This window comes from Paenibacillus terrigena DSM 21567, from assembly GCF_000374845.1.
Classification (GTDB): domain Bacteria; phylum Bacillota; class Bacilli; order Paenibacillales; family Paenibacillaceae; genus Paenibacillus_K; species Paenibacillus_K terrigena.
Genome location: NZ_KB895416.1, coordinates 65613 through 86701 on the forward strand (window position 1 = coordinate 65613; position 21089 = coordinate 86701).

At 49.0% G+C, this 21089-nt stretch carries 23 protein-coding genes; 17 read left to right on the forward strand and 6 right to left on the reverse strand.

The annotated features are described in order from the left end of the window. The first annotated feature begins 1 nt into the window (after position 1). Genes C558_RS0114230 through C558_RS0114280 form a run of 11 tightly spaced genes read left to right on the forward strand, consistent with a single transcriptional unit; the run spans position 2 to position 9642 of the window. Complete coding sequence (locus tag C558_RS0114230; RefSeq protein ID WP_026263917.1) at positions 2-817, forward strand: hypothetical protein; 816 nt, start codon at positions 2-4, stop codon at positions 815-817. Then, entirely contained in the window at positions 804-1124 is a 321-nt protein-coding gene (locus C558_RS0114235; protein WP_018756954.1) for a EutN/CcmL family microcompartment protein, read from the forward strand. Before C558_RS0114230 ends, C558_RS0114235 begins: the two co-directional genes overlap by 14 nt. Beyond that, a complete protein-coding gene (eutS, locus tag C558_RS0114240) occupies positions 1117-1458 on the forward strand; it encodes an ethanolamine utilization microcompartment protein EutS (protein ID WP_018756955.1) in 342 nt (113 codons plus the stop codon). The genes C558_RS0114235 and eutS overlap by 8 nt, the downstream gene beginning before the upstream one ends. A gap of 1 nt (position 1459) precedes the next feature. Next, entirely contained in the window at positions 1460-1909 is a 450-nt protein-coding gene (locus C558_RS0114245; protein ID WP_018756956.1) for a EutP/PduV family microcompartment system protein, read from the forward strand. 48 nt (positions 1910-1957) lie between these two features. After that, positions 1958-3424 (forward strand): sensor histidine kinase, encoded by a 1467-nt coding sequence (locus C558_RS0114250; RefSeq protein WP_018756957.1) that lies wholly within the window; start codon positions 1958-1960, stop codon positions 3422-3424. Continuing rightward, the gene (locus tag C558_RS0114255) at positions 3421-4080 is read left to right on the forward strand and encodes an ANTAR domain-containing response regulator (protein ID WP_018756958.1); all 660 of its coding nucleotides are present in this window, start codon (positions 3421-3423) and stop codon (positions 4078-4080) included. Before C558_RS0114250 ends, C558_RS0114255 begins: the two co-directional genes overlap by 4 nt. Beyond that, on the forward strand, positions 4077-5585 hold the full coding sequence (locus C558_RS0114260) for an ethanolamine ammonia-lyase reactivating factor EutA (protein ID WP_018756959.1): 1509 nt from the start codon (positions 4077-4079) through the stop codon (positions 5583-5585). The genes C558_RS0114255 and C558_RS0114260 overlap by 4 nt, the downstream gene beginning before the upstream one ends. Before the next feature lie 34 nt (positions 5586-5619). After that, positions 5620-6981, forward strand: coding sequence for an ethanolamine ammonia-lyase subunit EutB (locus tag C558_RS0114265; RefSeq protein WP_018756960.1), 1362 nt, complete (start codon positions 5620-5622; stop codon positions 6979-6981). 35 nt (positions 6982-7016) lie between these two features. Next, complete coding sequence (eutC, locus tag C558_RS31045) at positions 7017-7919, forward strand: ethanolamine ammonia-lyase subunit EutC (RefSeq protein WP_018756961.1); 903 nt, start codon at positions 7017-7019, stop codon at positions 7917-7919. Between the two features lie 32 nt (positions 7920-7951). After that, positions 7952-8077: a hypothetical protein gene (locus C558_RS34960; RefSeq protein ID WP_018756962.1), complete on the forward strand. Its 126-nt coding sequence runs from the start codon at positions 7952-7954 to the stop codon at positions 8075-8077. A gap of 35 nt (positions 8078-8112) precedes the next feature. Continuing rightward, positions 8113-9642: an amino acid permease gene (locus C558_RS0114280; RefSeq protein WP_018756963.1), complete on the forward strand. Its 1530-nt coding sequence runs from the start codon at positions 8113-8115 to the stop codon at positions 9640-9642. Between the two features lie 75 nt (positions 9643-9717). On the opposite strand, the gene C558_RS0114285 is transcribed toward C558_RS0114280, so the two are convergent. Together C558_RS0114285 and C558_RS0114290 are read right to left on the reverse strand one after the other, a co-directional pair. Beyond that, positions 9718-10137 carry a universal stress protein gene (locus C558_RS0114285; RefSeq protein WP_018756964.1) on the reverse strand — a complete coding sequence of 140 codons (420 nt, stop codon included), beginning with the start codon at positions 10135-10137 and terminating at the stop codon, positions 9718-9720. 60 nt (positions 10138-10197) lie between these two features. Beyond that, on the reverse strand, positions 10198-11409 hold the full coding sequence (locus C558_RS0114290) for an MFS transporter (RefSeq protein ID WP_018756965.1): 1212 nt from the start codon (positions 11407-11409) through the stop codon (positions 10198-10200). A gap of 210 nt (positions 11410-11619) precedes the next feature. Between C558_RS0114290 and C558_RS0114295 the strand changes: the two genes are divergently transcribed. The 3 genes from C558_RS0114295 to C558_RS0114305 are packed head-to-tail and all read left to right on the forward strand — an operon-like array spanning position 11620 to position 13812. Beyond that, positions 11620-12042: a MarR family winged helix-turn-helix transcriptional regulator gene (locus C558_RS0114295; RefSeq protein ID WP_083927186.1), complete on the forward strand. Its 423-nt coding sequence runs from the start codon at positions 11620-11622 to the stop codon at positions 12040-12042. A gap of 48 nt (positions 12043-12090) precedes the next feature. Next, positions 12091-12819 carry a class I SAM-dependent methyltransferase gene (locus C558_RS0114300; protein WP_018756967.1) on the forward strand — a complete coding sequence of 243 codons (729 nt, stop codon included), beginning with the start codon at positions 12091-12093 and terminating at the stop codon, positions 12817-12819. Positions 12820-12831: 12 nt separating this feature from the next. Beyond that, on the forward strand, positions 12832-13812 hold the full coding sequence (locus C558_RS0114305; protein ID WP_018756968.1) for an MBL fold metallo-hydrolase: 981 nt from the start codon (positions 12832-12834) through the stop codon (positions 13810-13812). Positions 13813-13874: 62 nt separating this feature from the next. On the opposite strand, the gene C558_RS0114310 is transcribed toward C558_RS0114305, so the two are convergent. The 3 genes from C558_RS0114310 to C558_RS0114320 form a co-directional block, all read right to left on the reverse strand. After that, entirely contained in the window at positions 13875-15098 is a 1224-nt protein-coding gene (locus C558_RS0114310; RefSeq protein ID WP_018756969.1) for an RNA polymerase sigma factor, read from the reverse strand. Positions 15099-15625: 527 nt separating this feature from the next. Beyond that, the gene (locus C558_RS0114315) at positions 15626-16072 is read right to left on the reverse strand and encodes a Dps family protein (RefSeq protein WP_018756970.1); all 447 of its coding nucleotides are present in this window, start codon (positions 16070-16072) and stop codon (positions 15626-15628) included. A gap of 96 nt (positions 16073-16168) precedes the next feature. Next, positions 16169-16729, reverse strand: coding sequence for a phosphatidylglycerophosphatase A family protein (locus tag C558_RS0114320; RefSeq protein ID WP_018756971.1), 561 nt, complete (start codon positions 16727-16729; stop codon positions 16169-16171). A gap of 375 nt (positions 16730-17104) precedes the next feature. Between C558_RS0114320 and C558_RS0114325 the strand changes: the two genes are divergently transcribed. The 3 genes from C558_RS0114325 to C558_RS0114335 all read left to right on the forward strand — a co-directional run bounded on the left by C558_RS0114325 (position 17105) and on the right by C558_RS0114335 (position 19746). After that, on the forward strand, positions 17105-18187 hold the full coding sequence (locus C558_RS0114325; protein ID WP_018756972.1) for a GerMN domain-containing protein: 1083 nt from the start codon (positions 17105-17107) through the stop codon (positions 18185-18187). A 162-nt stretch (positions 18188-18349) separates the two neighbouring features. Next, positions 18350-19111, forward strand: a complete 762-nt coding sequence (rph, locus tag C558_RS0114330; protein ID WP_018756973.1) for a ribonuclease PH — start codon at positions 18350-18352, stop codon at positions 19109-19111. 8 nt (positions 19112-19119) lie between these two features. Further along, positions 19120-19746, forward strand: coding sequence for an XTP/dITP diphosphatase (locus C558_RS0114335; RefSeq protein WP_018756974.1), 627 nt, complete (start codon positions 19120-19122; stop codon positions 19744-19746). A gap of 68 nt (positions 19747-19814) precedes the next feature. Here the strand turns inward: C558_RS0114335 and C558_RS0114340 are convergent, their stop codons facing one another. Continuing rightward, a complete protein-coding gene (locus C558_RS0114340; protein WP_018756975.1) occupies positions 19815-20900 on the reverse strand; it encodes a GNAT family N-acetyltransferase in 1086 nt (361 codons plus the stop codon). Positions 20901-21089: the final 189 nt, after the last annotated feature.

Consider the following 21089-nt stretch of genomic DNA (forward strand, 5'->3'; position numbering starts at 1 on the left):
GTTGGATCTGACACAAACGGTGGAGCAGCTGGTTCGCGAATTGCTGCGATCCATGCCTAAAGCCGATAAGCCGTCTCCGCAGGTCTTGTATATTCTGAATGATTCACGTGCTGCTGACCTCTATCTGGATCATTTCGTGACGCTGAAGCAAGCAGGCGTAGCACATGATTTGCTCCTGCTCGATGGTGAGGCTTCCGGTTGGATTGGAACACAGTGCATTGAGTGTACAGGGGCGGGCAAATGCATCGCTATGGACGAATTTGCACCAGCGCCTCTTGAGCTGCCACAGCGTTATGCGGCCATTGTCGTTCCGGAGCTTGATCTGGACCAGGCTTCTCGCATCGTGCACGGCTTGAAGGGGACCGTCTTGTCCGAGCTTGTGTATGCGGCACTGCTCATAAGCAAACCCGTCTTCATCCCTTCGGATGGGAGCGGGATTTCACGGGCGAACCGCCGTACTCTGCAAGTCACTGCATTGCCGCCTGGTTACGACAAACGTTATCGTACAAAGCTGCGGGAGCTGCAAGAGATTGGCGTTCAGCTGGCGGATTTCAATCAATTAGCTGAGCGGATCATCGCTGCGCTGCTACCGGAGCAGACCGTTGATTCACCGCTGGAGCATAAATCGGGCAGTGCTGTGTTCGAAGGAAGACTGCTAACGGCTTCGGAGGCGGCTCGGCTGCTTAGCCATCGTAAGTGTCATGTGTTATCCGTTGCAAGAGGGACACTGATCTCGCCGCTTGCCCGAGATGTCCTTCGGGAGCATAGAGCTGAACTTCGATTCGTAGATGAGGTGAAGAACGATGTTCCTCGGTAAAGTGCTCGGCAGTGTCTGGGCGACGCATAAGGAGAGCGGAATGGAGAATCTGAAGCTAATGATCGTTCAACCGATGAGTTTCAAAGGGCAAGCGCAAGGCAGTACCGTGATCGCGGCTGATCGGATCGGTGCGGGTATTGGGGAGAATGTGATCGTATCGCGTGGGAACCCGGCGCGGATGCTATTCGATAATCGAAGCGTACCGATTGATGCCATTGTCGTCGGCATTGTCGATGCCTACGAACTGTCGGATGAAGTCATCATGTTCCACGAAAGTACAGGAGAGGGAGGGGAGACGAATGAGTGAACAGAAGCAGCGAGTCGTGCAGGAATATGTACCTGGCAAACAGGTGACCCTCGCGCATGTAATCGCGAACCCCGATCCTATCCTCTATACGAAGCTGGGGCTCCATGATGCCGGTGCGATCGGTATCCTCACGCTGACGCCGACGGAGACGTCGATTATTGCTGCGGACATTGCGACGAAGGCTGCCGATGTCGCACTGGGGTATTTGGATCGGTTCACAGGATCGCTGGTGATCACAGGCGAAGTGGCTGCCGTGGAAATGGCAATGGAAGCGATCAATTCTTTTCTCTCCGGCAAGTTGTTATATACCCCCGCGTTATTGACGAGGTCCTGATATGGTGAAACCCAAAAAACGTGTCATGTTGATCGGATCCGTCGGCGCTGGCAAATCGACCCTGCTCCAAGCGTTATTCGAAGATGAGCTACCGGCGCGCAAGACGCAGAGTCTGGAATTTCGGGATTGGATCATCGATACCCCTGGCGAATACACCGAAAATCCAATGTACTACCGATCCTTGATGGCGACCTCATTCGAAGCGGGTCTGCTCCTCATCGTGCAGGACGCGACGGCTAGACATATCGCGCTGCCACCAGGATTTGCAGGTGGGTTCCCGATTCCAGCGATGGGCGTCATTACGAAGATGGACCACCCCGAAGCGGATCTGATTCGTGCGGAATCGCTCATTCGCATCGCACTGCCGGAAGGGGAATTATGGCAGACGTCTTCCATCACGAAGCATAATATTGATGCCTTGCGTGGGCGCTTGACCTTCCTTCTTACCTAATCCATCTCATTCTTGGCGCTAGTCATTGTAGAAAGGGGAATCTGTCGGATGTCATCACAGACGCATCTTCAGAAGCTCTGTCTTGAGCATACGGAACTACGGCCAGAGGATATCCAAATCCTCGGAACGCTGGCAGCTCAGCTTCCCATGATGGCAGATTTGTCTCAAGCGGACCTATTCATTGACTGTCTATCGCGAGATAGAGAGTCCGCAATTGTCGTGGCTGAGGCGAAGCCGACGACGGCATCAAGTCTATACCTTGGCTCCGTCATCGGACAATTCGCGTACGCCCAGCATGAACCTGCCGTCATGTATTGCTTGCTCTCTGGCAAGCCTGTGACAGGGTCACGAGCGATTTCACAGGAGCAGAAGGAAATGCAGCAGAACGTCGTTCCGATTCAGAATCAACAGGGCCAACCGATTGGCGTGTTGATTCTGGAGCGTGATATTACGCACGAGGTACAGCAGGAGATGAACGTCGCTTTCCTGAAGGAGAAGACGGAACAGCTCGGTAAAACCTTGCTGCATCTGGCATTACAGGAGGATCGGACCACAGGCTTGATGCATGAAGGAATGATTCTGTTCGATGCAGAGCGGCACGTAACCTATTCGAATCGGAGCGCGGAAGCATGGCTGATGAGACTCGGAATGACGGAAGAGCTCGAAGTCAGACGATGGCTCACATCGTTATTGCCGAAGGAACGGAATGTGCTCCAGAATCAAATGCTGACCCATGAAGTAGTGAGCGGAACGTACGCACTGGAGGTCAAGTCCATGCTGCTCTATGAGGAGGGCCATCCAGTCGGCGGTCTGCTGCTCATCCGTGATTTGTCGGAGCTGAAGGAACGAGAGAAAGAGCTTGTACTCAAGTCTGCTTTTATCCAAGAAATGCATCATCGGGTCAAAAATAATCTCCAGACCGTCGCGGGACTCCTTCGGCTGCAGGTGAGGCGTACGCAGCATGAGGAAGTGAAGCAGACGTACCGGGATATGATTCAACGGATGAACAGCATCGCGTTGATCCATGATATTTTGGCGTATAAAGGGCTGGATCAGATTAATCTGTACGAAGTTATCCATCGTCTCTGCCCGATGGTGATTCATTCGCTTACGGATCCAGATCAGAACATACGCTGTGATCTTCCAGCAATGCTGACCTTATGGATCGAGCCTGAACAAGCTACCACTCTAGCACTCATCGTGACGGAGCTGATTCAGAATAGTATCAAGCACGGCTTTGGAGACGCCATGAACCAGGAACCGATCATTACGATAACCCTTCATCAGTCGGCTGATATGGTCACGATGGCACTTATCGATAATGGCGCGGGTATTCATATGCCAAATAGAGAGACAAGTGTCTCAGCGAGGGGCGGGTCCCATTTTGGCTTAAATATGGTACGGACACTAGCTCAAGGGCAGTTGAACGGGACTTTTCGCTTCGAGGGTACCGAGCACGGGGCGGTCGCAGAGCTGCAATTTCCGCTATCGAATGGGGGGAGGGAGTCGGAATGAATCATGTTGCAGCGACAATAAAAACGACCTTGATTGTCGACGATGATGCGCTCATTCGAATGGATTTGCGAGAAATGCTCGCGGAGTACGGATACGAGGTCGTAGGGGAAGCGCGGAATGGGGAAGAAGCGATAGAAATGGCGCATCGTTTACAACCGGGATTGATTCTTATGGATGTCAAAATGCCCTTACAGAGCGGAATTCAAGCGGCAAGACGAATTCATAAGATGAGTGATCGCTGGCCGCAAGGCTCTCCTGCTGTCATACTGTTAACCGCTTATAGCGATATGACTTATGTTGAACAAGCGAAGGAAGCGGGCGTTACGGCTTATCTCGTGAAGCCTGTGACAGAGGAGCGACTCATCCCAGCGGTTGAAGTTGCTTGCGGGCAGCGGGCACAATTCTTGCGAGTGAAGCAGGAGCTGCAAACGCTTAGACAGTCTCTAGAGGATCGGAAGTGGATTGAACGTGCGAAAGGCAGATTAATGACGGAGCATGGTCTCATGGAGGAGCACGCCTATTCTTGGCTGCGAGAGCAGAGTATGAGAGAACGGATATCGATGGTCGGACTGGCGATGCAGATCGTACAAGAACCGTTGAATGATGTCCCGGAAGGGTATGGGGGCCATGGCACAACGGGAAAGAGCGTCCTATGAGACCGGGGCGTCGGGAAGAATGGCTTACCAGCGTGGGGATCGACGTCGGAACAAGTACAACCAAGATGATCGTCAGCAGGTTGCGGATTGCCCGCATGTCCAGCACTTTTGCACTCCCGCGGTATGCGATTGTTGAACGCCTTATACAGTACGAGAGCCCGGTAATTACGACCCCATTGATCCAGGATCAAATCGATGAGCTAGCGATTGGCGAGTGGGTGCGTGAACAATATCTCGTGGCGAATATATCGCCGCAGGATGTGATGTCGGGGGCGGTTATTTTTACAGGGGAGAGTGCTGGGAAATCCAATGCAGCCCCCTTCTTGCAGCAGATTGCGGAAGACTCCGGCGCCTTCGTAGTTGCGACAGCGGGGAGCGACTTAGAAGCCGTGCTCGCAGCGAAGGGTTCGGGGGCTGAAGCTTACTCCAGGGAGAGCAAGGACATCATCGTCAATGTAGACATCGGCGGCGGGACGGCGAATGCTGCTTATTGCTATCGCGGCAACGTCATTCACACCGTAACCTACCATGTTGGCGGGCGTCTGATCCGCCTTGAACCGGATGGACGTGTCCAATATGTTGCGTCGGCACTCGAACCCTGGTTGCGCATGAACGCGTTCCAGCTCCGTGCAGGGGAGCGATGCACATACGATGATCTTCGCGCCATCACTGCGGCATTGAGCCGAAGTCTTCTATCCGGATTATCCGGAGCTCAAGGACTACCGAACGGGGGGGATCCTGCTGCAGAGCTTCTTCGAATCGGTCGTGAGAAAAGCCGCCATAAAGCACCTCCGATCTATACACGCCTTATGGTATCCGGGGGAATCGGCCAATGGTTCTATGCGAAAGAGGCATCTCCGCGAAGCTTACATGAAGTTACGGTACACGGCGACATGGGTCCACTGCTCGCGAGCGCACTGCGAGAAAGTTGTGATCAAATGGGGATTATCACCGCTGTGCCCTCTCAGACGGTTCGAGCGACGGTGCTCGGGGCCGGGATGCAGAGTACCGAAGTAAGCGGATCTACGGTCTACGTTGAGGATGATATTTTACCGCTTCGTAACGTACCGATCATTCAGCTTCCACCATTGGATCGAACAAGGACTTACGAACAATGGATGGCTACGTTTGGTACGTTTTTTGAACAAGCAGCCAAGTGGTATGGTGGACCATCAGACTCCATCGCTTCAGGAGAACAGCGAAGTCAAGAGATGGGGATTGCACTTCCAGCGCTCCAGCATCTTTCTTATAAGGCGTTTGACAAGCTCGCGGAGCAGTTAGCCGCGCAATTTCGCACCCATTGCCCGCATGTGGAGACACTCGTGCTGGTCTGTGAGCAGGATATGGCGAAAGCTTTAGGGCATCGACTGCGTCTCCTGTTACAAGGCCATCCCAAATTGGTCTGTATTGATCAGATTCGTGTGACGCATGGAGACTATGTCGATATTGGGTTGCCTGTACAGGATAGAGCGATTCCCGTCATGGTGAAGACATTAGCCTTCTAAATATTCATTCAAATAGAGAAAGGAGGTGGCCCGAATGAAGATGACCATCCATTTACTTGGCAGAACCTATCAATTCGCAAACCTTAAGGAGATTATGGCCAAAGCCAATGAAGAGAAGTCCGGGGATCAACTCGCTGGGATTGCGGCTTCGGATAATAGTGAACGGATGGCAGCGAAGGCGGCGCTCGCAGATGCATTGCTCTCAGATATTCGCAATGAGCCCCTCCTTCCGCCAGAAGAGGATGAAGTCTCTCGCATTATCGAGTCGCAGGTGAACGAGAAGATCTATACGGAAATTCGCAATTGGTCGGTTGCGGAGCTGCGCGAATATCTATTGCATCCAAAGACGACACAGCCGGAGATCATCCGAATGAGTCGCGGCTTAACGAGTGAGATGATTGCGGCAGTAGCGAAGCTGATGTCGAATCTAGATCTGATGCAGGCGGCATCGAAGATTGAAGTGCTGACGCATTGCAATTACACGATTGGGCAGCGTGGCGTGCTGTCGGGCCGGGCGCAGCCCAATCATCCGACGGACGATATTCTGGGTATTAAGGCAGCACTCTATGAAGCACTCAGTTATGGGATCGGGGATGCTGTAATTGGAATTAACCCGGTGATCGATACGACAGATAGTGTTCGTGAAGTGATGAAAATGACCAAAGAAGTCATGCAGAAGTGGAGTATCCCGACGCAAAACTGCGTTCTCGCGCATGTCACGACGCAGATGAGAGCGATCAAGCAGGGGGCGCCAGCGGATATGATATTCCAGAGCCTGGCAGGGACGGAAGCGGGTAATAAAGCCTTCGGTATTCATGAGCAGCTGCTGGATGAAGCGGATGATCTAATTCATCGCGACGGAACTGCGGCAGGGCCCAATCTATGGTATTTCGAGACGGGGCAAGGATCAGAGCTCTCAGCTGAAGCGCATTACGGCATAGATCAGGTGACGCTTGAGGCCAGATGTTACGGATTGGCGCGCAAGTATAAGCCCTTTCTCGTGAACACGGTGGTTGGATTTATTGGCCCAGAGTATCTCTATGATAACAAGCAGGTCGTTCGAGCGGGGCTGGAAGATCATTTCATGGGCAAAATGCATTTGCTCCCGATGGGGGTAGACGTCTGCTATACGAATCATATGAAGGCAGATCAGAACGATATGGATAATCTCGCGGTGCTGCTTGCTGCAGCTGGGGTGAATTATTTGATTGGCGTTGCGATGGCGGATGACTGCATGCTGAATTACCAATCGACTAGTTTCCATGACATTGCGACTGTACGCGAATTGTTCGGGAAACACCCGGCGCCGGATTTCGAACGCTGGCTGGAGGATATGGGGCTGATGCAGAACGGTCGACTGACTCCGTTAGCCGGTGATCCGACGTTGTTCATGTAACGAGCTTAAGAGTCTAATCGAGAGGAGGAACTCGGATGAACGATTCGAGCACGCTCAATTGGCTAGTCGATCAAGTGATGAAGGCGCTGGAGAAGAAGGTGGAGGATAGGGAATCCAAGCCGCATATGATTGCTGAAGCTGCAACCTCTTATGAAATGTTAGCTCAATCTCACAGTGGCGAGCTGCCTTCAGACCATTCGATCGATGAAGTGCTTCCTCATAACATTCCCGAACCTAGATGGGCAGAAGGAATGGAGGAGCTGCTCGCGAGCACGCCGGCGCGCATAGGCGTCTGGAGAACGGGAACTCGGCCACTCACTTCAACCATGCTGGCACTGCGTAATGCACATGCGGCTGCGATCGATGCGGTGTTCAGCGAAGTATCGCCAGACCTTCTGCAGGAGATGAATTTGTTCACCGTCGAGACGCATTATGGGGACATGGAGACCTTCCTGCGCAGACCGGATAAAGGCCGTCGGATCAACGATGAGGGAGTCGCCCTCATGAGAGAGAAATGTGTGCACAGACCGCAAGTACAAATTGTCGTGGCAGATGGCCTTAGTGCAAATGCCATAGAGAGCAATATACGTGACGTATACCCCTCCTTAATGAATGCGCTTGAGGTCTATGGCTTATCCTGCGGAACGCCTTTCTTCGTCCGAGGCGGGCGTGTAGGCTGCATGGACCACATTGGTGAAATTCTACATCCCGAGGTGCTCGTTCTGCTCATTGGCGAGCGTCCGGGTCTCGTCTCCTCTGAATCGATGAGCGCTTATATGTGTTATCGCCCTCATGCCGGAACGGTCGAATCCGATCGTACCGTCATCTCGAATATTCATCGCGGCGGCACCCCACCGATTGAAGCGGGAGCCCATATGGGCACCGTGCTGTACAAGATGCTAGAGCAGCAGACCAGCGGCATCAAACTCATCATGTAGCGATCCGAATCCACATGTGAGGAGGTGAGAAGATGAACTTGATTCTCGGGATTTTATTGGTGATCTTAACCTGTGCTGTCATTCTCGGTATTGTATTGCTCGCAAATCGCAACATTCGGAATTATGACGAGAAGAATCACGAGAACTTCTTAAGTTAATGGTATGAAGCGGAACTGATAAAGGAGGGAAATCCATGAGTCAAGTCTCAGAACAACAACGGCAAGAGGACAAAAAAGATTTGAATCGATTCGGTTATGCGCAAGAATTATTGCGTAGTATGGGCGGGTTCTCGAACTTTGCGATTTCATTCTCGGTCATATCCATTCTCACAGGAGCCGTCTCCTTATATGGACATGGACTGCTCTATGGCGGTCCGGGGATGATGGGGTTTGGATGGCCGCTCGTTGCGCTCTTCGTCATCTTGGTCGCTGCTTCGATGGCAGAGCTTGCTTCAGCGATTCCGACGGCTGGCGCATTATATCACTGGGCATCGCTGCTCGGAAATAAGCGGTGGGGTTGGTATACGGCTTGGATCAACTTGATCGGACAGATCGGTATCGTGGCAGGAATCGATTATTCGGTTGCCTTATTCGCTGATCCATTGCTGGCTTCCGTGTTCGGCTATACGTCGAATGATACGACGATACTGATCGTCTTCGCGATCATCCTGCTCAGCCATGGGATCTTGAACCATGTGGGGATCAAGCTGGTCGCGAAATTTAATGACATTTCTGCTTGGTACCATATCATCATCGTAGCTGTACTGGTTGTGAGTCTTGCCTTCTTCACGAACTCGGGGCTGAAGCCGCTTGATTATATTTTTCAAGTCGGACAGACGTTCTCCGATAAGCCTTATGCCTTTGCATTCTTGATCGGACTCCTACAGGCGCAATGGACGTTCACGGGTTATGATGCTTCCGCGCATACGATTGAAGAGACGATCAATCCGCGGATTCGCGCGCCATGGGGGATATTCACATCGGTTGCCTATTCCTTCGTCTTCGGATTTATTATGCTCGTATTTGTGACGCTATCCATCCAAGATGCAAGTGCGGCAGCGGGGGCGAGCAATGCATTCATCTATGTCATCACGGAAGCGCTTGGCGGTACGTTCGGCAACATTCTCCTCTGGCTCGTGACACTCGCGATGTGGTTCTGCGGCCTATCTTCGATAACCTCGTTCTCTCGCATGATGTATGCATTCTCCCGCGACAAAGGCATGCCGTTCAGCAAGCAGTGGGCTGAGATCTCGCGTAAATTCCGCACACCTGCAAAAGCGATCTGGCTTGCCGTCATTCTCTCTTTCATTCTAGCTGCGATTGACTATATTCTGAAGCTCATTAATCCAGATAACACCGTTGGGACGATTGTCTTTATGACGGCGATCAGCGTCGTAGGTCTCTATGTCGCTTATGGGATTCCAATGCTGCTGCGCTTAGTCGCACAAGCCAAAGGTAAATTCCAGCCGAAACATCTCGGACCGTGGAACCTAGGCAAATACGGTCGTCTAATTAATGTAATTTCGTTGCTGTGGATTGTATTCATCAGCGTCTTGATGGTCATCCCGCCGAACCAGAACGCAGGATATGCGCTGATTGGGATGTTCATCCTGCTGATTCTGATGGATTTGCTCTATTACAACAAGCACTTTGAGGGGCCACAGGCTGCGTTGAAGACATCGATGAAAGACATCCTTAAGCGAGAGAAGGAACTTGAAAGCTAATATGGATGGATAGCTAGTAAAAGAGACCTCCAACTATTCGAATCATAGTTTGGAGGTCTCTTTTGTGTTGTTTTCTTATTTGACAATCATCACAGCACAATGGGCATGCTGCACAACTTTATGACTGACGCTGCCGATGAACAATTCGGAGAACAAGCTCAGCCCGCGGCTGCCCATCACGATAAGATCGGCATTCTCTTCTTTAGCTTTATTGACAATAAGCTGTGCGGGATCACCAGTGTAACACTCTGATTTGTGTGAAATGCCTGTCCCGACAATCAACTTCTCCGCATCTACCAGAATTAGACGGCCTTCCTCCTCTTGCAGGGCAATGAGATCCACGCCGATTGCCACTTCATTGATGGAGATGTGCGGATTAATATGCAGTAGCGTGATCGAGCAGGATGCTTCGTTCTGCGCGAGCTGTATGGTATGCTGCAAGGCGAGCAAGGCATGCTTCGACCCGTCGATTGGAACAATAATATGTTCATACATGGTGATTCCCCCTTTAGATTGTTCAGAATAGGTGGACCCTATGCAGGTAACTACATTCGATTAATGATGAGTTACTGCGTCGTCGATGCCAGCGAGATGTCTGCGTCTTGCGATTAGGAAGAAGACCGCGATCAGAACCATCGCGCCGCCAAAATAGAAAGGAATTCGGCTGTTGAACCATTCTGCTAATTTACCGGCTAGGAACGGAGCCGCAGCACCACCTAAGAACCGTACAAAGCTGTAAGCGGCAGAGGTAATTGAGCGTTCAATCGGTGCAGCTTCCATGACCGCTGTGGTGATCAATGTATTGTTAATACCCAGGAAAATCCCGGATACGATAACAGCGACAATAACAACCTTCGGCGTATCAGCCCCAATACCCATCACAATAAGCGTGAGAGCGAACAAGGTTAACACGATGCTGATCGACTTGATCGTACCAAGCCAGCGCTGGAATTTCGGTGCTACGAATACGGAAGTAATGGCGAGCAATAGTCCCCATCCGAAGAAAACATATCCAAGTCCATGTTCATCAAGCTCCATAACAAAAGGTGCATAAGCCATCAACGTGAACATCCCGAAATTGTAGAGGAATGCTGTTACGCCGAGCGTGAGCAGCCCTGGGTACGTAAGAGCTTTGAGTGGAGCAGACAACGGAATCGCTTTTTTCGGTTTTGCGACATTCGGCATCATGAATAGAATGAAGATTAACGCGATGGCCATCAGTCCGCTAACCCCGAAGAAAGGACCACGCCAGGAGATGGAACCGAGCTCTCCACCAAGGAGTGGACCGACTGAGATCCCAAGACCTAATGCAGCTTCATAGAGAATAATGGCTTTGGCTGTTCCGGATCTGGACAATCCGACAATCGCAGATAATGCCGTTGCAATGAACAAGGCGTTGCCAAGTCCCCATCCGCCGCGGAACCATACGATGCTGCTAATGGCATTAGAGCTGCCCGCGAGCGCTGCGAAGACGATAATCATGAAGATCCCGGTAATTAGTGTCCATTTCGTTCCGAGCCTTGAAGAGACGAAGCCGGTAATGAGCATGGCGATCCCTGTCACGAGGTTATAGCTGGTGAACAAGAGGGACACTTGACTTGGCGTTGCATGCAATTGCTTGGCAATCGCAGGTAGAATCGGGTCGACAAGACCCAATCCCATGAAAGAAATGATGCTGGCAAAGACAATGGCCCATACGGCGATAGGCTGGTTCAACATCCCTGCGCGCTTTTCAATTTCCTGATACTGTGAATTGGATGAAATCATACATCAAGCCCCCATAATTATTCGTTGTACCTATACAATGACCAATTAGGCAAGAAACTAATCGTCATAATTGGATTATTTTACATCTACATGTATAGTACATTAATATATATGTATTATACATCTATTTAATGAACTGTCAATATGGTTTGAAGGAACTGCCGAATTTTGTTACATTAAGCGAAAGAGAGTTTAAGAAGCAGGTGATGAATGATGGAACAGAAGCTGATGGATACGATGGATTTCGAATTAGCGATGTTGATTCGTAGAGCATTATCGGTACAGTCGGAGATGCGTCTTGGGAAATTAGACCGGGCGGCCTATCTGCTGCTCTACTTATTGAAGAATAAAAGTCCGATGGGGATCAAGGCGATTGCAGAGGAGCTTCGACTCGACGGCTCGACGATCAGTCGGCAGATTGCCTCTATTGAGGCGAAAGGTTATGTAGAGCGGCTCCCGGATCCGAAGGATGGACGAGCTAGTCTGATTCAGATTACTTCTGCGGGAATGGACGAGTTTATGCTTGCTAAAACCGCGCGTGTACAACGCTTCGAAGAAATTTTCGAGAGCTGGACGGAAGAGGAAATGGTACAATTCACTACGTATCTGGCTCGATTGAATCATGCGGAATAAATAAATTTTTTTATAAGAGGATTGTGTGCGCAGAAGGGAATTGTTGGTATGAGTGAGTGGTTTGAACAAAGTTTTGGCGAGGACTACTTAATCGTCTATAAGCATCGAGATCGTTATGGGGCTTACGAGGAAGTGCAGCAAATGATCAGTTGGCTTCATCTGCCTGCTGGGGCCAAGGTGCTCGATCTCTGCTGTGGGATGGGAAGGCATTCGAACGTGCTTTCAGACTCTGGATACGATGTGACGGGCGTCGATTTGTCGGATGTCCTCTTAAGTGAAGCAGAGGCGCAAGATATCGAACAACGTGTGCGTTGGGTGCGTTCAGACATGAGATCGATTCCTTTAGATGGTGGATATGATGCGGTGGTGAATTTATTTACTTCTTTTGGATATTTCGATTCTGATGAAGAGAACGGCAGGGTACTTCACGAAATTAAACGGATGCTGGCGCCGGGAGCGCCTTTCATTATCGATTTTCTCAATCCGTCTTATGTTAAGCGAAATCTTGTCCCTTATACAGAACACAAAGAAGACAGGCTGCACATTGATCAATACCGTAAGATTGAAGCGGGTTATGTGAAAAAAGAAATTGTTATTACGGATGCGCAGGAATGCGTTCGCCGATATCATGAGCGTGTGAAGCTGTATCATCTGGATGCATTTCGATCAATGCTGTCGGAAGCCGGTTTACATATTGAACAGATATACGGCAATTATGATGAGAGCGTCTATGAGGAAGATACATCAGCAAGAATGATCTTCGTTGGCCGTGGATAGGAGAGATCGGAAATGGCAAATCAGGTTGTGACATCAGAGTGGGGAGAAGATCTGATTCAAATTCAAATCCCGCTGCCGAATGCACTCAAATGGGTTAATAGCTATCTGGTGCGAGGTTCTCAAGGATATACGTTAATCGACCCGGGACAGCATACAGTGGATGCGCTCGAAGCTTGGCGTGCTGCAATGTCGGAATTAAACATCACAATGCAAGATATTGAGCAAATTGTACTGACCCATCATCATCCGGATCATTATGGTCTGGCCGGGTGGTTCCAGGTGCAGACGGGTGCGCCGGTCTATATGACAGAGATAGCTCATGCGCATGCACAGATGATGTGGGGGAAGGATCAGGAGGCCACCGCCGCGATGGATCGATTGCTCTCACATCACGGGATGGATGCTTCTATCCGTGCTGAGATCAAGGAGCATTTTGACAGCTTCATCGCTTATGTTTCTCCTCAGCCAGAGGTTACATACCTAGAACAATCGAACATTCGACTAGGTGATCGCGAGTGGCAAGTGATTGTGACGAATGGACATGCGTCAGGGCATGCTTGCTTCTATCATGAGGCTTCACAGGAGATGCTCTGTGGAGATCAGATCCTACCACAAATTTCGCCAAATATCAGTTACATACCGGGCAGTGACCCACAGCCGTTGCAATCATTCATGGAGAGTCTGAAAATGCTGCAAGCCTATGATGTTGAGATCGCTTATCCAGGGCACCGGCATCCATTCCGTCATTACCAGGAACGTATCGTGGATCTGCTCACGCATCATGAGGAACGGTTAGTAAAGTTTGTGGAATTACTAACGGAGCCGAAGACGGCCTACGAATGCTGCAATGCAGTGTTTAACGCAAAATTGACCGTTCATCAGCTGCGGTTTGCGATGTCGGAGACACTTGCCCATTTGATTGAGCTGGAGCGGCGCGGACTTGTGCGTGCCGAGGAGAATACCGAAGGATGTATCGTGTATAAGAAAGCTTAGTGCATACTTGAAAACCCACCCGGGGATCCCCGACGGTGGGTTTTTGTTTTCTAACGTTTACCTTATAAAATGCCGACCCATTGCTGATGGAATTCGGATTCTGTGCACTGAAATACACCTGGGAAGTCCGTAGGATTGCGAATCAGCTTGTTAAGTGCATCGATGCCGTATTCCTGAAGAATGTATTCCACCAATAGATAGGAGAATTGAAATCCTCCCATCGTTCCGAAATCCCATGAATCGTCGTTTAATGCTTGGAGTGTAGGGACTGCGTGGTTGTTAATCGCATCATAAGTCGTGTTCTTAATATATTCGGGCGTCATTTGCTTCGCTTCATAACCGCCAATGCCTTGACGCAACCATTTGGGCGCGAGCGGATTGATGTCGCTGATCAACCACATCGTAAATAAATGAACGGTGGATTTCAGAATCGATTGATACGTATGCTCAGGTCCTGGGTTCAACGGTGACACGATCTTTAATATGTTATGGTCGTAGGTGCCCATGAACCAATTTGGTGCATCCGTTTCGCCTACAGCTTGATGGAAAGTAGGCAGATCCGGATAGATTTCGATCACGATTTTCTGAGAGGGTTGATGTCGATAGGTTGTTGTAATCCGCTCCACTTGGCCTTTAAGTTCATCGAATAAATCTTGGTATACCTTTTTCATCGCATCATTCTTGCTGGACGCCTCGCTTTTATTCACAATCGATATCAGTTCTTGAATAGACATGATTGTAATGTCACCCCATTCTTTTAATTCTTTTTTTAGTTTCTCTAAGGCACGGTAGAGCCTGTTCTTGACCGCACTTTCGCGCATCCCGATAATTTTGGATATTTCCAATAAGGTACAGTCGACGAAAAATCGTAAAGATATGATCTGTTGGTCTAATTCATTTAATTTGGCTAATGCAGCACTAATATCAATGCGGATGTCGACATCCTTAGCCATATCGAGGGAAATCGATTGGGACTCAAAGTCGATAACTTCGTGCGCGATTTCTTTATTACGAGATCTCGTACGATACTCGTTTTTCACAATATTCTGGGCAATTTTGAATATCCAAGTGAACAGACTGGCGTTGCCTTTGAATAAATGGAAGTTCTCCATTGCTTTCAAGAAGGCTTGTTGCGTCAAGTCGTCGGCTACCGCCGAATTTGTCTTCACTGCGATATAATTGCGAATTCTCTCGCGATATTGATCATAGATGGCTTCAAATTGCTGGATGTGCTCCTGCTCCTCCGGAAGAACAGGGTTTTGCGATTTGTCTTGAGCTCGTGACACCTGAAGAACCTCCTCTTGAACTTACAATTCATTAGACACCACAGGAAGGTAAAAAGCCACATCCACGTGCTAATGAATTTCAAAATCCTCAGACCTGTCACCATAGAGACATAGTGACTGGATTAAAGTTACAGGAAACGTGGTGACCAGCCAAGACAAAAAAGAGCTCAGCCCGACATTTCGGGATCGCTCTTGATCATGTATGCCTATGTTGTATCTGTGCACTGTAGATACGTCAAATACGCTTCTATTAGGAGCTATACTGGATTGCAGCAATATAGCGGGGTCAAACCGTTCTCAAACCTTGCATCATGTCTAAAATTACTGCGAGAATCCATCATAGAAGTTCTATCGTAGCTATTATGACTTCCTACAATGCAAAACTCCAAGATAGAGGCGTTGGAGTAGGAGTGGATAGGTGCGAGAGCAGGTGAGGTGTAATATCGCATGCCGCCTTCATCCATTACTATACAGAAAACGCCTAGCGGCGCCCTCTCGGGGGACAACGCTAGGCGTTAATCATGCTTTTAGGCCAAGAATGCTCTTAGCATCCAAGCATGTTTCTCTAGTGTTCCTTTGATACCGAGGAGCATGTCGGAGCTCGCTTCGTCTTCTGCCGCTTGAGCTACTTCCATACCATGCTGCAATTCAGCGATGACAACTTCGAAGTCGTTCTTGATAGAGGCAACCATTTCTTTGGCATTTTCTTTGCCCGTTGCTTCTTTCACGCTGGAAGTCTCAAGGTACTCACGCATTGTTGCAATTGGAGCGCCTTGAAGAGTGAGGATACGTTCAGCAATATCATCGACATACGTTGCTGCTTCGTTGTAGTACTCTTCGAATTTCTCATGCAAAGTGAAGAATTGATCCCCTTTGACATACCAGTGGTAGTTGTGCAATTTCACGAAGAGAACGTTCCAGTTCGCTAGTTGTTTGTTAAGGACCTCGACGACTTGATTATTATTTTGTGTCATGTGTAATCTCTCCTCTTTTAAATTTATTACTAAATTAGAATAATTCTAAATAACCTGTGAATTCATAATAACATACCGTGCGATGTTTGGCTACCCCTATTCCGAAGTTTGTGGATTAGGTCTGATTTTGCCTTCCGCAATTTCTTTCTCAGCCTGCTGTCTGTGGGCAATTCGGCTGCTCGCAGCAGCGGCGATCGCGCCAACAATATCATCTAAGAAGGTATGGATCTGACCATCATGTTTATCGTTGAGCTTCTCTAAGATCCCTGGCTTGAGCTTGTCCACGTAACCGTAATTCGTAAAGCCAATGCTTCCATATACATTGACGATTGAGAAGGCTAGAATTTCATCGACCCCATAGAGGCTTTCATCGTTGCGCACCATTTCTTGAAGTGGAGAGAGTAGTTTGCCTTCTTCGGCGAGCAGGTCGAGCTGAATGCCAGTGAGGACAGCATTCTGAACCTCGCGTTTGGACAGCACCATGTTAATGTTCTCGATACACGCCTCCATCGTTAAAGTAGGGAAATATTTCTGTTGCAGGAACAGCACGAGTTCACCGATTTGTTCGACGGTTACCCCGCGCTCTGTTAGTAATCTCCTTGTTGCTTCTGCGACCTTGGTGCTGTCGAGACTATAAGGCGCTGTGGAGTCTTCCATATGTAATACACACCCCGATGTTGTTTTTGGATTCCTCTTTATAGAGGTTGTTCAAAAAGTCATCATTTGATCACGAAGTCATTCAAGAAGCATAATCGACATCGAATCTTGCGTTCACCTTCGAAATCCGGTACTCATTTAGGTTTCGCCTAAACTCCGTTCCTCCTTCTTTAGGTTCCCGCAACCTTCTCGGTGCTGAAATACCGACTTTTTGAACACGCACTTATAGTATACGCGAACCGTTATTTTCATCCGTATGAAAAAATATACATTCATGCGAATAGATTTGGACAAAAAGTAGTTATATCGCACGAGGGAGGCTCGTATACATAGTAGTACAAGTAAGATTAAACCGTTTTAAGGAGGAAATCGTAGATGCTTATCCACAAATGGCTTCGCAATTTGGCTCTTGGGGGACTTATTGTTGTACCCTTAACACTGTCGGGCTGCGGCCTATTTTCCAAAGAAGCCAACGAGAAGATTGATGCCCCCCCCGCTGACGTCGAAATGCACATGATGAATGAAACGGACACCTTAAACGTCGTCAAGCCAACAACTACGAAACCGCAAATCAAAAATGGACTAACGGTATTCTTGAAGGACAGCAGCGGCATGCTCGCTCCGATCACACTGGATGTACAGGTGAAGAAGGGTGAGGATGCAGTGAAGCGGGCGCTTGAAATGATGGTTGAAGACAATAAAGATAAGAAGTTGCTGCCCGTCGGCTTCCAAGCTGTACTGCCTAAAGGTACGGTCGTGAAGAATATTACACGTGATACTGAGAAAAAAATTGCGACGGTGGAGTTCTCCCAGCAATTCGCAGATTATAATGTGACGGATGAACGTAAAATTGTTGAAGCGGTCACATGGGCTGTAACCAATGATCCGAGCATTCAAAAGGTCCAATTGAAGCTTGAAGGGCAAACGTTGAACGAGATGCCTGTTGATGGATTGCCGATGGATGAGCCGATGACGCGTGAGATGGGGATCAATCTGGAGATAACAGATAATGGGAATGTAACGTATATGAACTCGATGCCAGTAACGGTCTACTTCTCCGCGGTATCACCGGATAATGTGCAATACTATGTTCCGGTTACGCGCCTGATTGAGCCGTCGGCGGATATCGCGGCTGCTTCGCTGGAGCAACTTATCGTTGGTCCGCTCAACTCGGATGCGCTTGAACCCGTCATGACGCCAGAGACGAAGGTCAAACAAATCGAGCGGACGAAGGATGGCACGACGATTACCGTCGACCTGACGGACTCGATGTTCGAAGCGAATCAGAAGACGCCTGCGGAAATGCTGCAAGCCGTAATTTTAACCCTTACCGAGAATACGGCGGCGAAAAAAGTTCAAATTAAAATCAACGGTGAGACCAATGTCGTAGGTGATGACAATCAGAATTATGGCAAGCCTGTAACACGTCCAACTGGTGTGAATGGAATGAAAGCATAAATCGAATGATATAGCCTGTAAACAAAGGGGGATGCGAATCCCCCGCTTTTTGTCTTTACTTTTCCGGCTGTAAAAGGTGCTTTTCCGCAGGGTCTTTGGTAGAATAAGAAAGTTATGTTCATAACGAATACAGGTAAGGTTCAAAATAGAGGAGGTTGCTACATGAGAATAAACGGACGAAAACAGGATCAGCTTCGGACGGTTTCCATTACAACAAATGCGAATAAATATGCTGAGGGCTCTGTCCTTATAGAATTTGGAGATACGAAGGTGATCTGCACGGCGACCGTCGATGAGAAGGTTCCTCCTTTTATGAAGGGGCAAGGCAAAGGTTGGATTACGGCGGAGTATTCCATGCTGCCACGTGCAACCCAAACACGTAACCAACGCGAATCTGCAAGAGGCAAGCTAACAGGACGTACGATGGAAATCCAGCGTCTGATCGGCCGCGCATTACGCTCTGTCGTAGATCTTCATGCACTTGGCGAACGTACGATTACACTCGATTGTGATGTTATTCAGGCCGATGGCGGTACGAGAACGACTTCGATTACAGGTTCATTCGTCGCGATGGCGATTGCGATCAATCGGATTGCGGAGCAGCATAAATTAGCCAGATTCCCGATTACAGATTTCCTCGCATCCGTTAGTGTTGGGGTGATTCAGAATGAAGCGCTGCTCGATTTGAACTATGAGGAAGATTCCAAAGCGAAAGTCGATATGAACGTCGTCATGACAGGAAACGGCAAATTTGTTGAGCTGCAAGGTACGGGTGAGGAAGCACCGTTCTCTCGTCAAGAGCTGAATCAACTGCTGGAGCTTGGTGAAATCGGCATTCTGGAGCTCATCGAGATACAGAAATCGGCACTAGGTCCCGTTATTTCCGCGAAGATTGAAGCTGTCGCTGCAGCGGTACGGGGGTAACGAACACCATGACTCGCATTGCTCAAGATACGATTATCGTTGCAACAAGGAATAAAGGGAAAGTGAAGGAATTCGCTCATGCTTTTGCTGCCATCGGCAAACAGGTGAAGAGCATGTACGATTACCCGGATATCCCGGATGTTGTTGAAGACGGAGAAACGTTCTTCGCGAACTCCTATAAGAAAGCGAAGACCGTTGCTCTCGCTCTTGGCGTTCCGGTTTTAGCGGATGATTCGGGTCTATGTGTTGATAAGCTTAACGGAGACCCGGGTGTCTATTCTGCACGTTATGCGGGCGAAGGAGCGACCGATCAAGCGAATAACGATAAGCTGCTGCATGCCCTTGGCGAATTGACAGAGGGTGAGGATACGGAGCAATCACTGCTTAGTCCTGCGCAGTTCGTCTGTACGTTGGTTCTCTTCGATCCAGACACCCAAGAGCATGTGGAGGCATCTGGTCAGGTTGAGGGCTGGATTATTGCAGAACCGCGTGGTCTTGGCGGATTTGGATATGACCCACTATTCTTCCTGCCAGCGTTCGAGAAGACGATGGGAGAGCTCACGGTGGATGAGAAACAATCCATTAGTCATCGTGGCAGAGCATTAGAGCAATTACTTAAGAAGATTGAGAAATAGCACATAAGATCAACAAAAAAGCTAACTTCACGGCGTCTTGGACCGGAGGTTAGCTTTTTTAATGCAAATTAACGGTTGAGCAGGATCGATTTGATGCGGCGCTTGTTGATTTGATATAGCGTGTAGGTACGCAGCAGCTTGGTCTTTTTCCGATCGAGATGATTGAAGATACGGATGTGGTAATTCATATTGATCGTGTCGGACCAATAGAATTTATAGTCCTGATCGCCGGGTAGAAAATCGATCTCGTTCACATCTTGCTCAAGAAAATGCTTGATGACATGGTTGGAAAGGATGAGCCCAATACCATATTTGGGATAGTCTTTGGACGTGGCTGACAGGTACAGGTATACTTTGTGCGCATGCTTGACAGAGATTGCGATGGAAACGATGCTGCCGCTAATCTCCATGTAGGAGAATTGCACGCGGTTGCTCTGTTCAAGGTGCGAGATGATATCTCTCAGGAAAGCAGTCTCATTGGGATTTTGAAATAAACTATCCGGCCATCGCTGCTGATGGAGGACAGACAATCTGTCCCACAGCGCATCAGAATAGGAGGCATTGCATACGATGCGGACGGTGTGCTCGCGGGATAATTTGCGTTCCTTGCGTTCAATCTCTTTGATCTGGTTCTTATCTATTTTCATTTCGGCATAGGGTTGGATTTTCATGTAGGGGGAGACGGACAATGGCCGAGTCAACACTTCGAACTGCTCCCCTAGGGTCTGTTCCACCAAGGCGGTTACCGGATTGCGCGATTGGAAGCTGTATAGGTCAATCCAATCCCACTCCTCCTGATGGGTTGTGAAGGCTTTGGCAATATGCTTGAGCAACTTAATGTAGTGGTATTCGCGGTGTAGATAGAAGCTGTTGTTCTCGCCAGTACCGGAGACGATGCATTGCAGCGATCGTACCGAGCGCCACTTCAGCTTTTGTGGCACGATACATAGAGGAGCAAGCGCAACCCAGCGATCCTGATCGGTGACGACCACAACAAATAATTGTGCAGTGGGATGAAGCATATGATGAAGATACGCGCTCATCCATTCCCATGTCGCGAAAATTTCCGGCTGCTCCAGATGTTCAATTAATTCCTTCCACTGCGTCTCGTACTGCGACAAATCTTCTCTATTCCGAATGACCATCGTTTCCATCCTTCAACACCTCAACCTACAAAATCTTAATTCCTAGTAATTACGCGCTAAATCCATGGAAATCCTGCCCCTTGCCGTCATTCGACAAAAGTTCCTATTATACGCCAAAGAGGCCAGGAGGCATAGAAAAACCAGCTAAATTGTCAAAGTCCGTAGGACAGTGCAATTAGCTGGTCTAAAAGTTCGTAG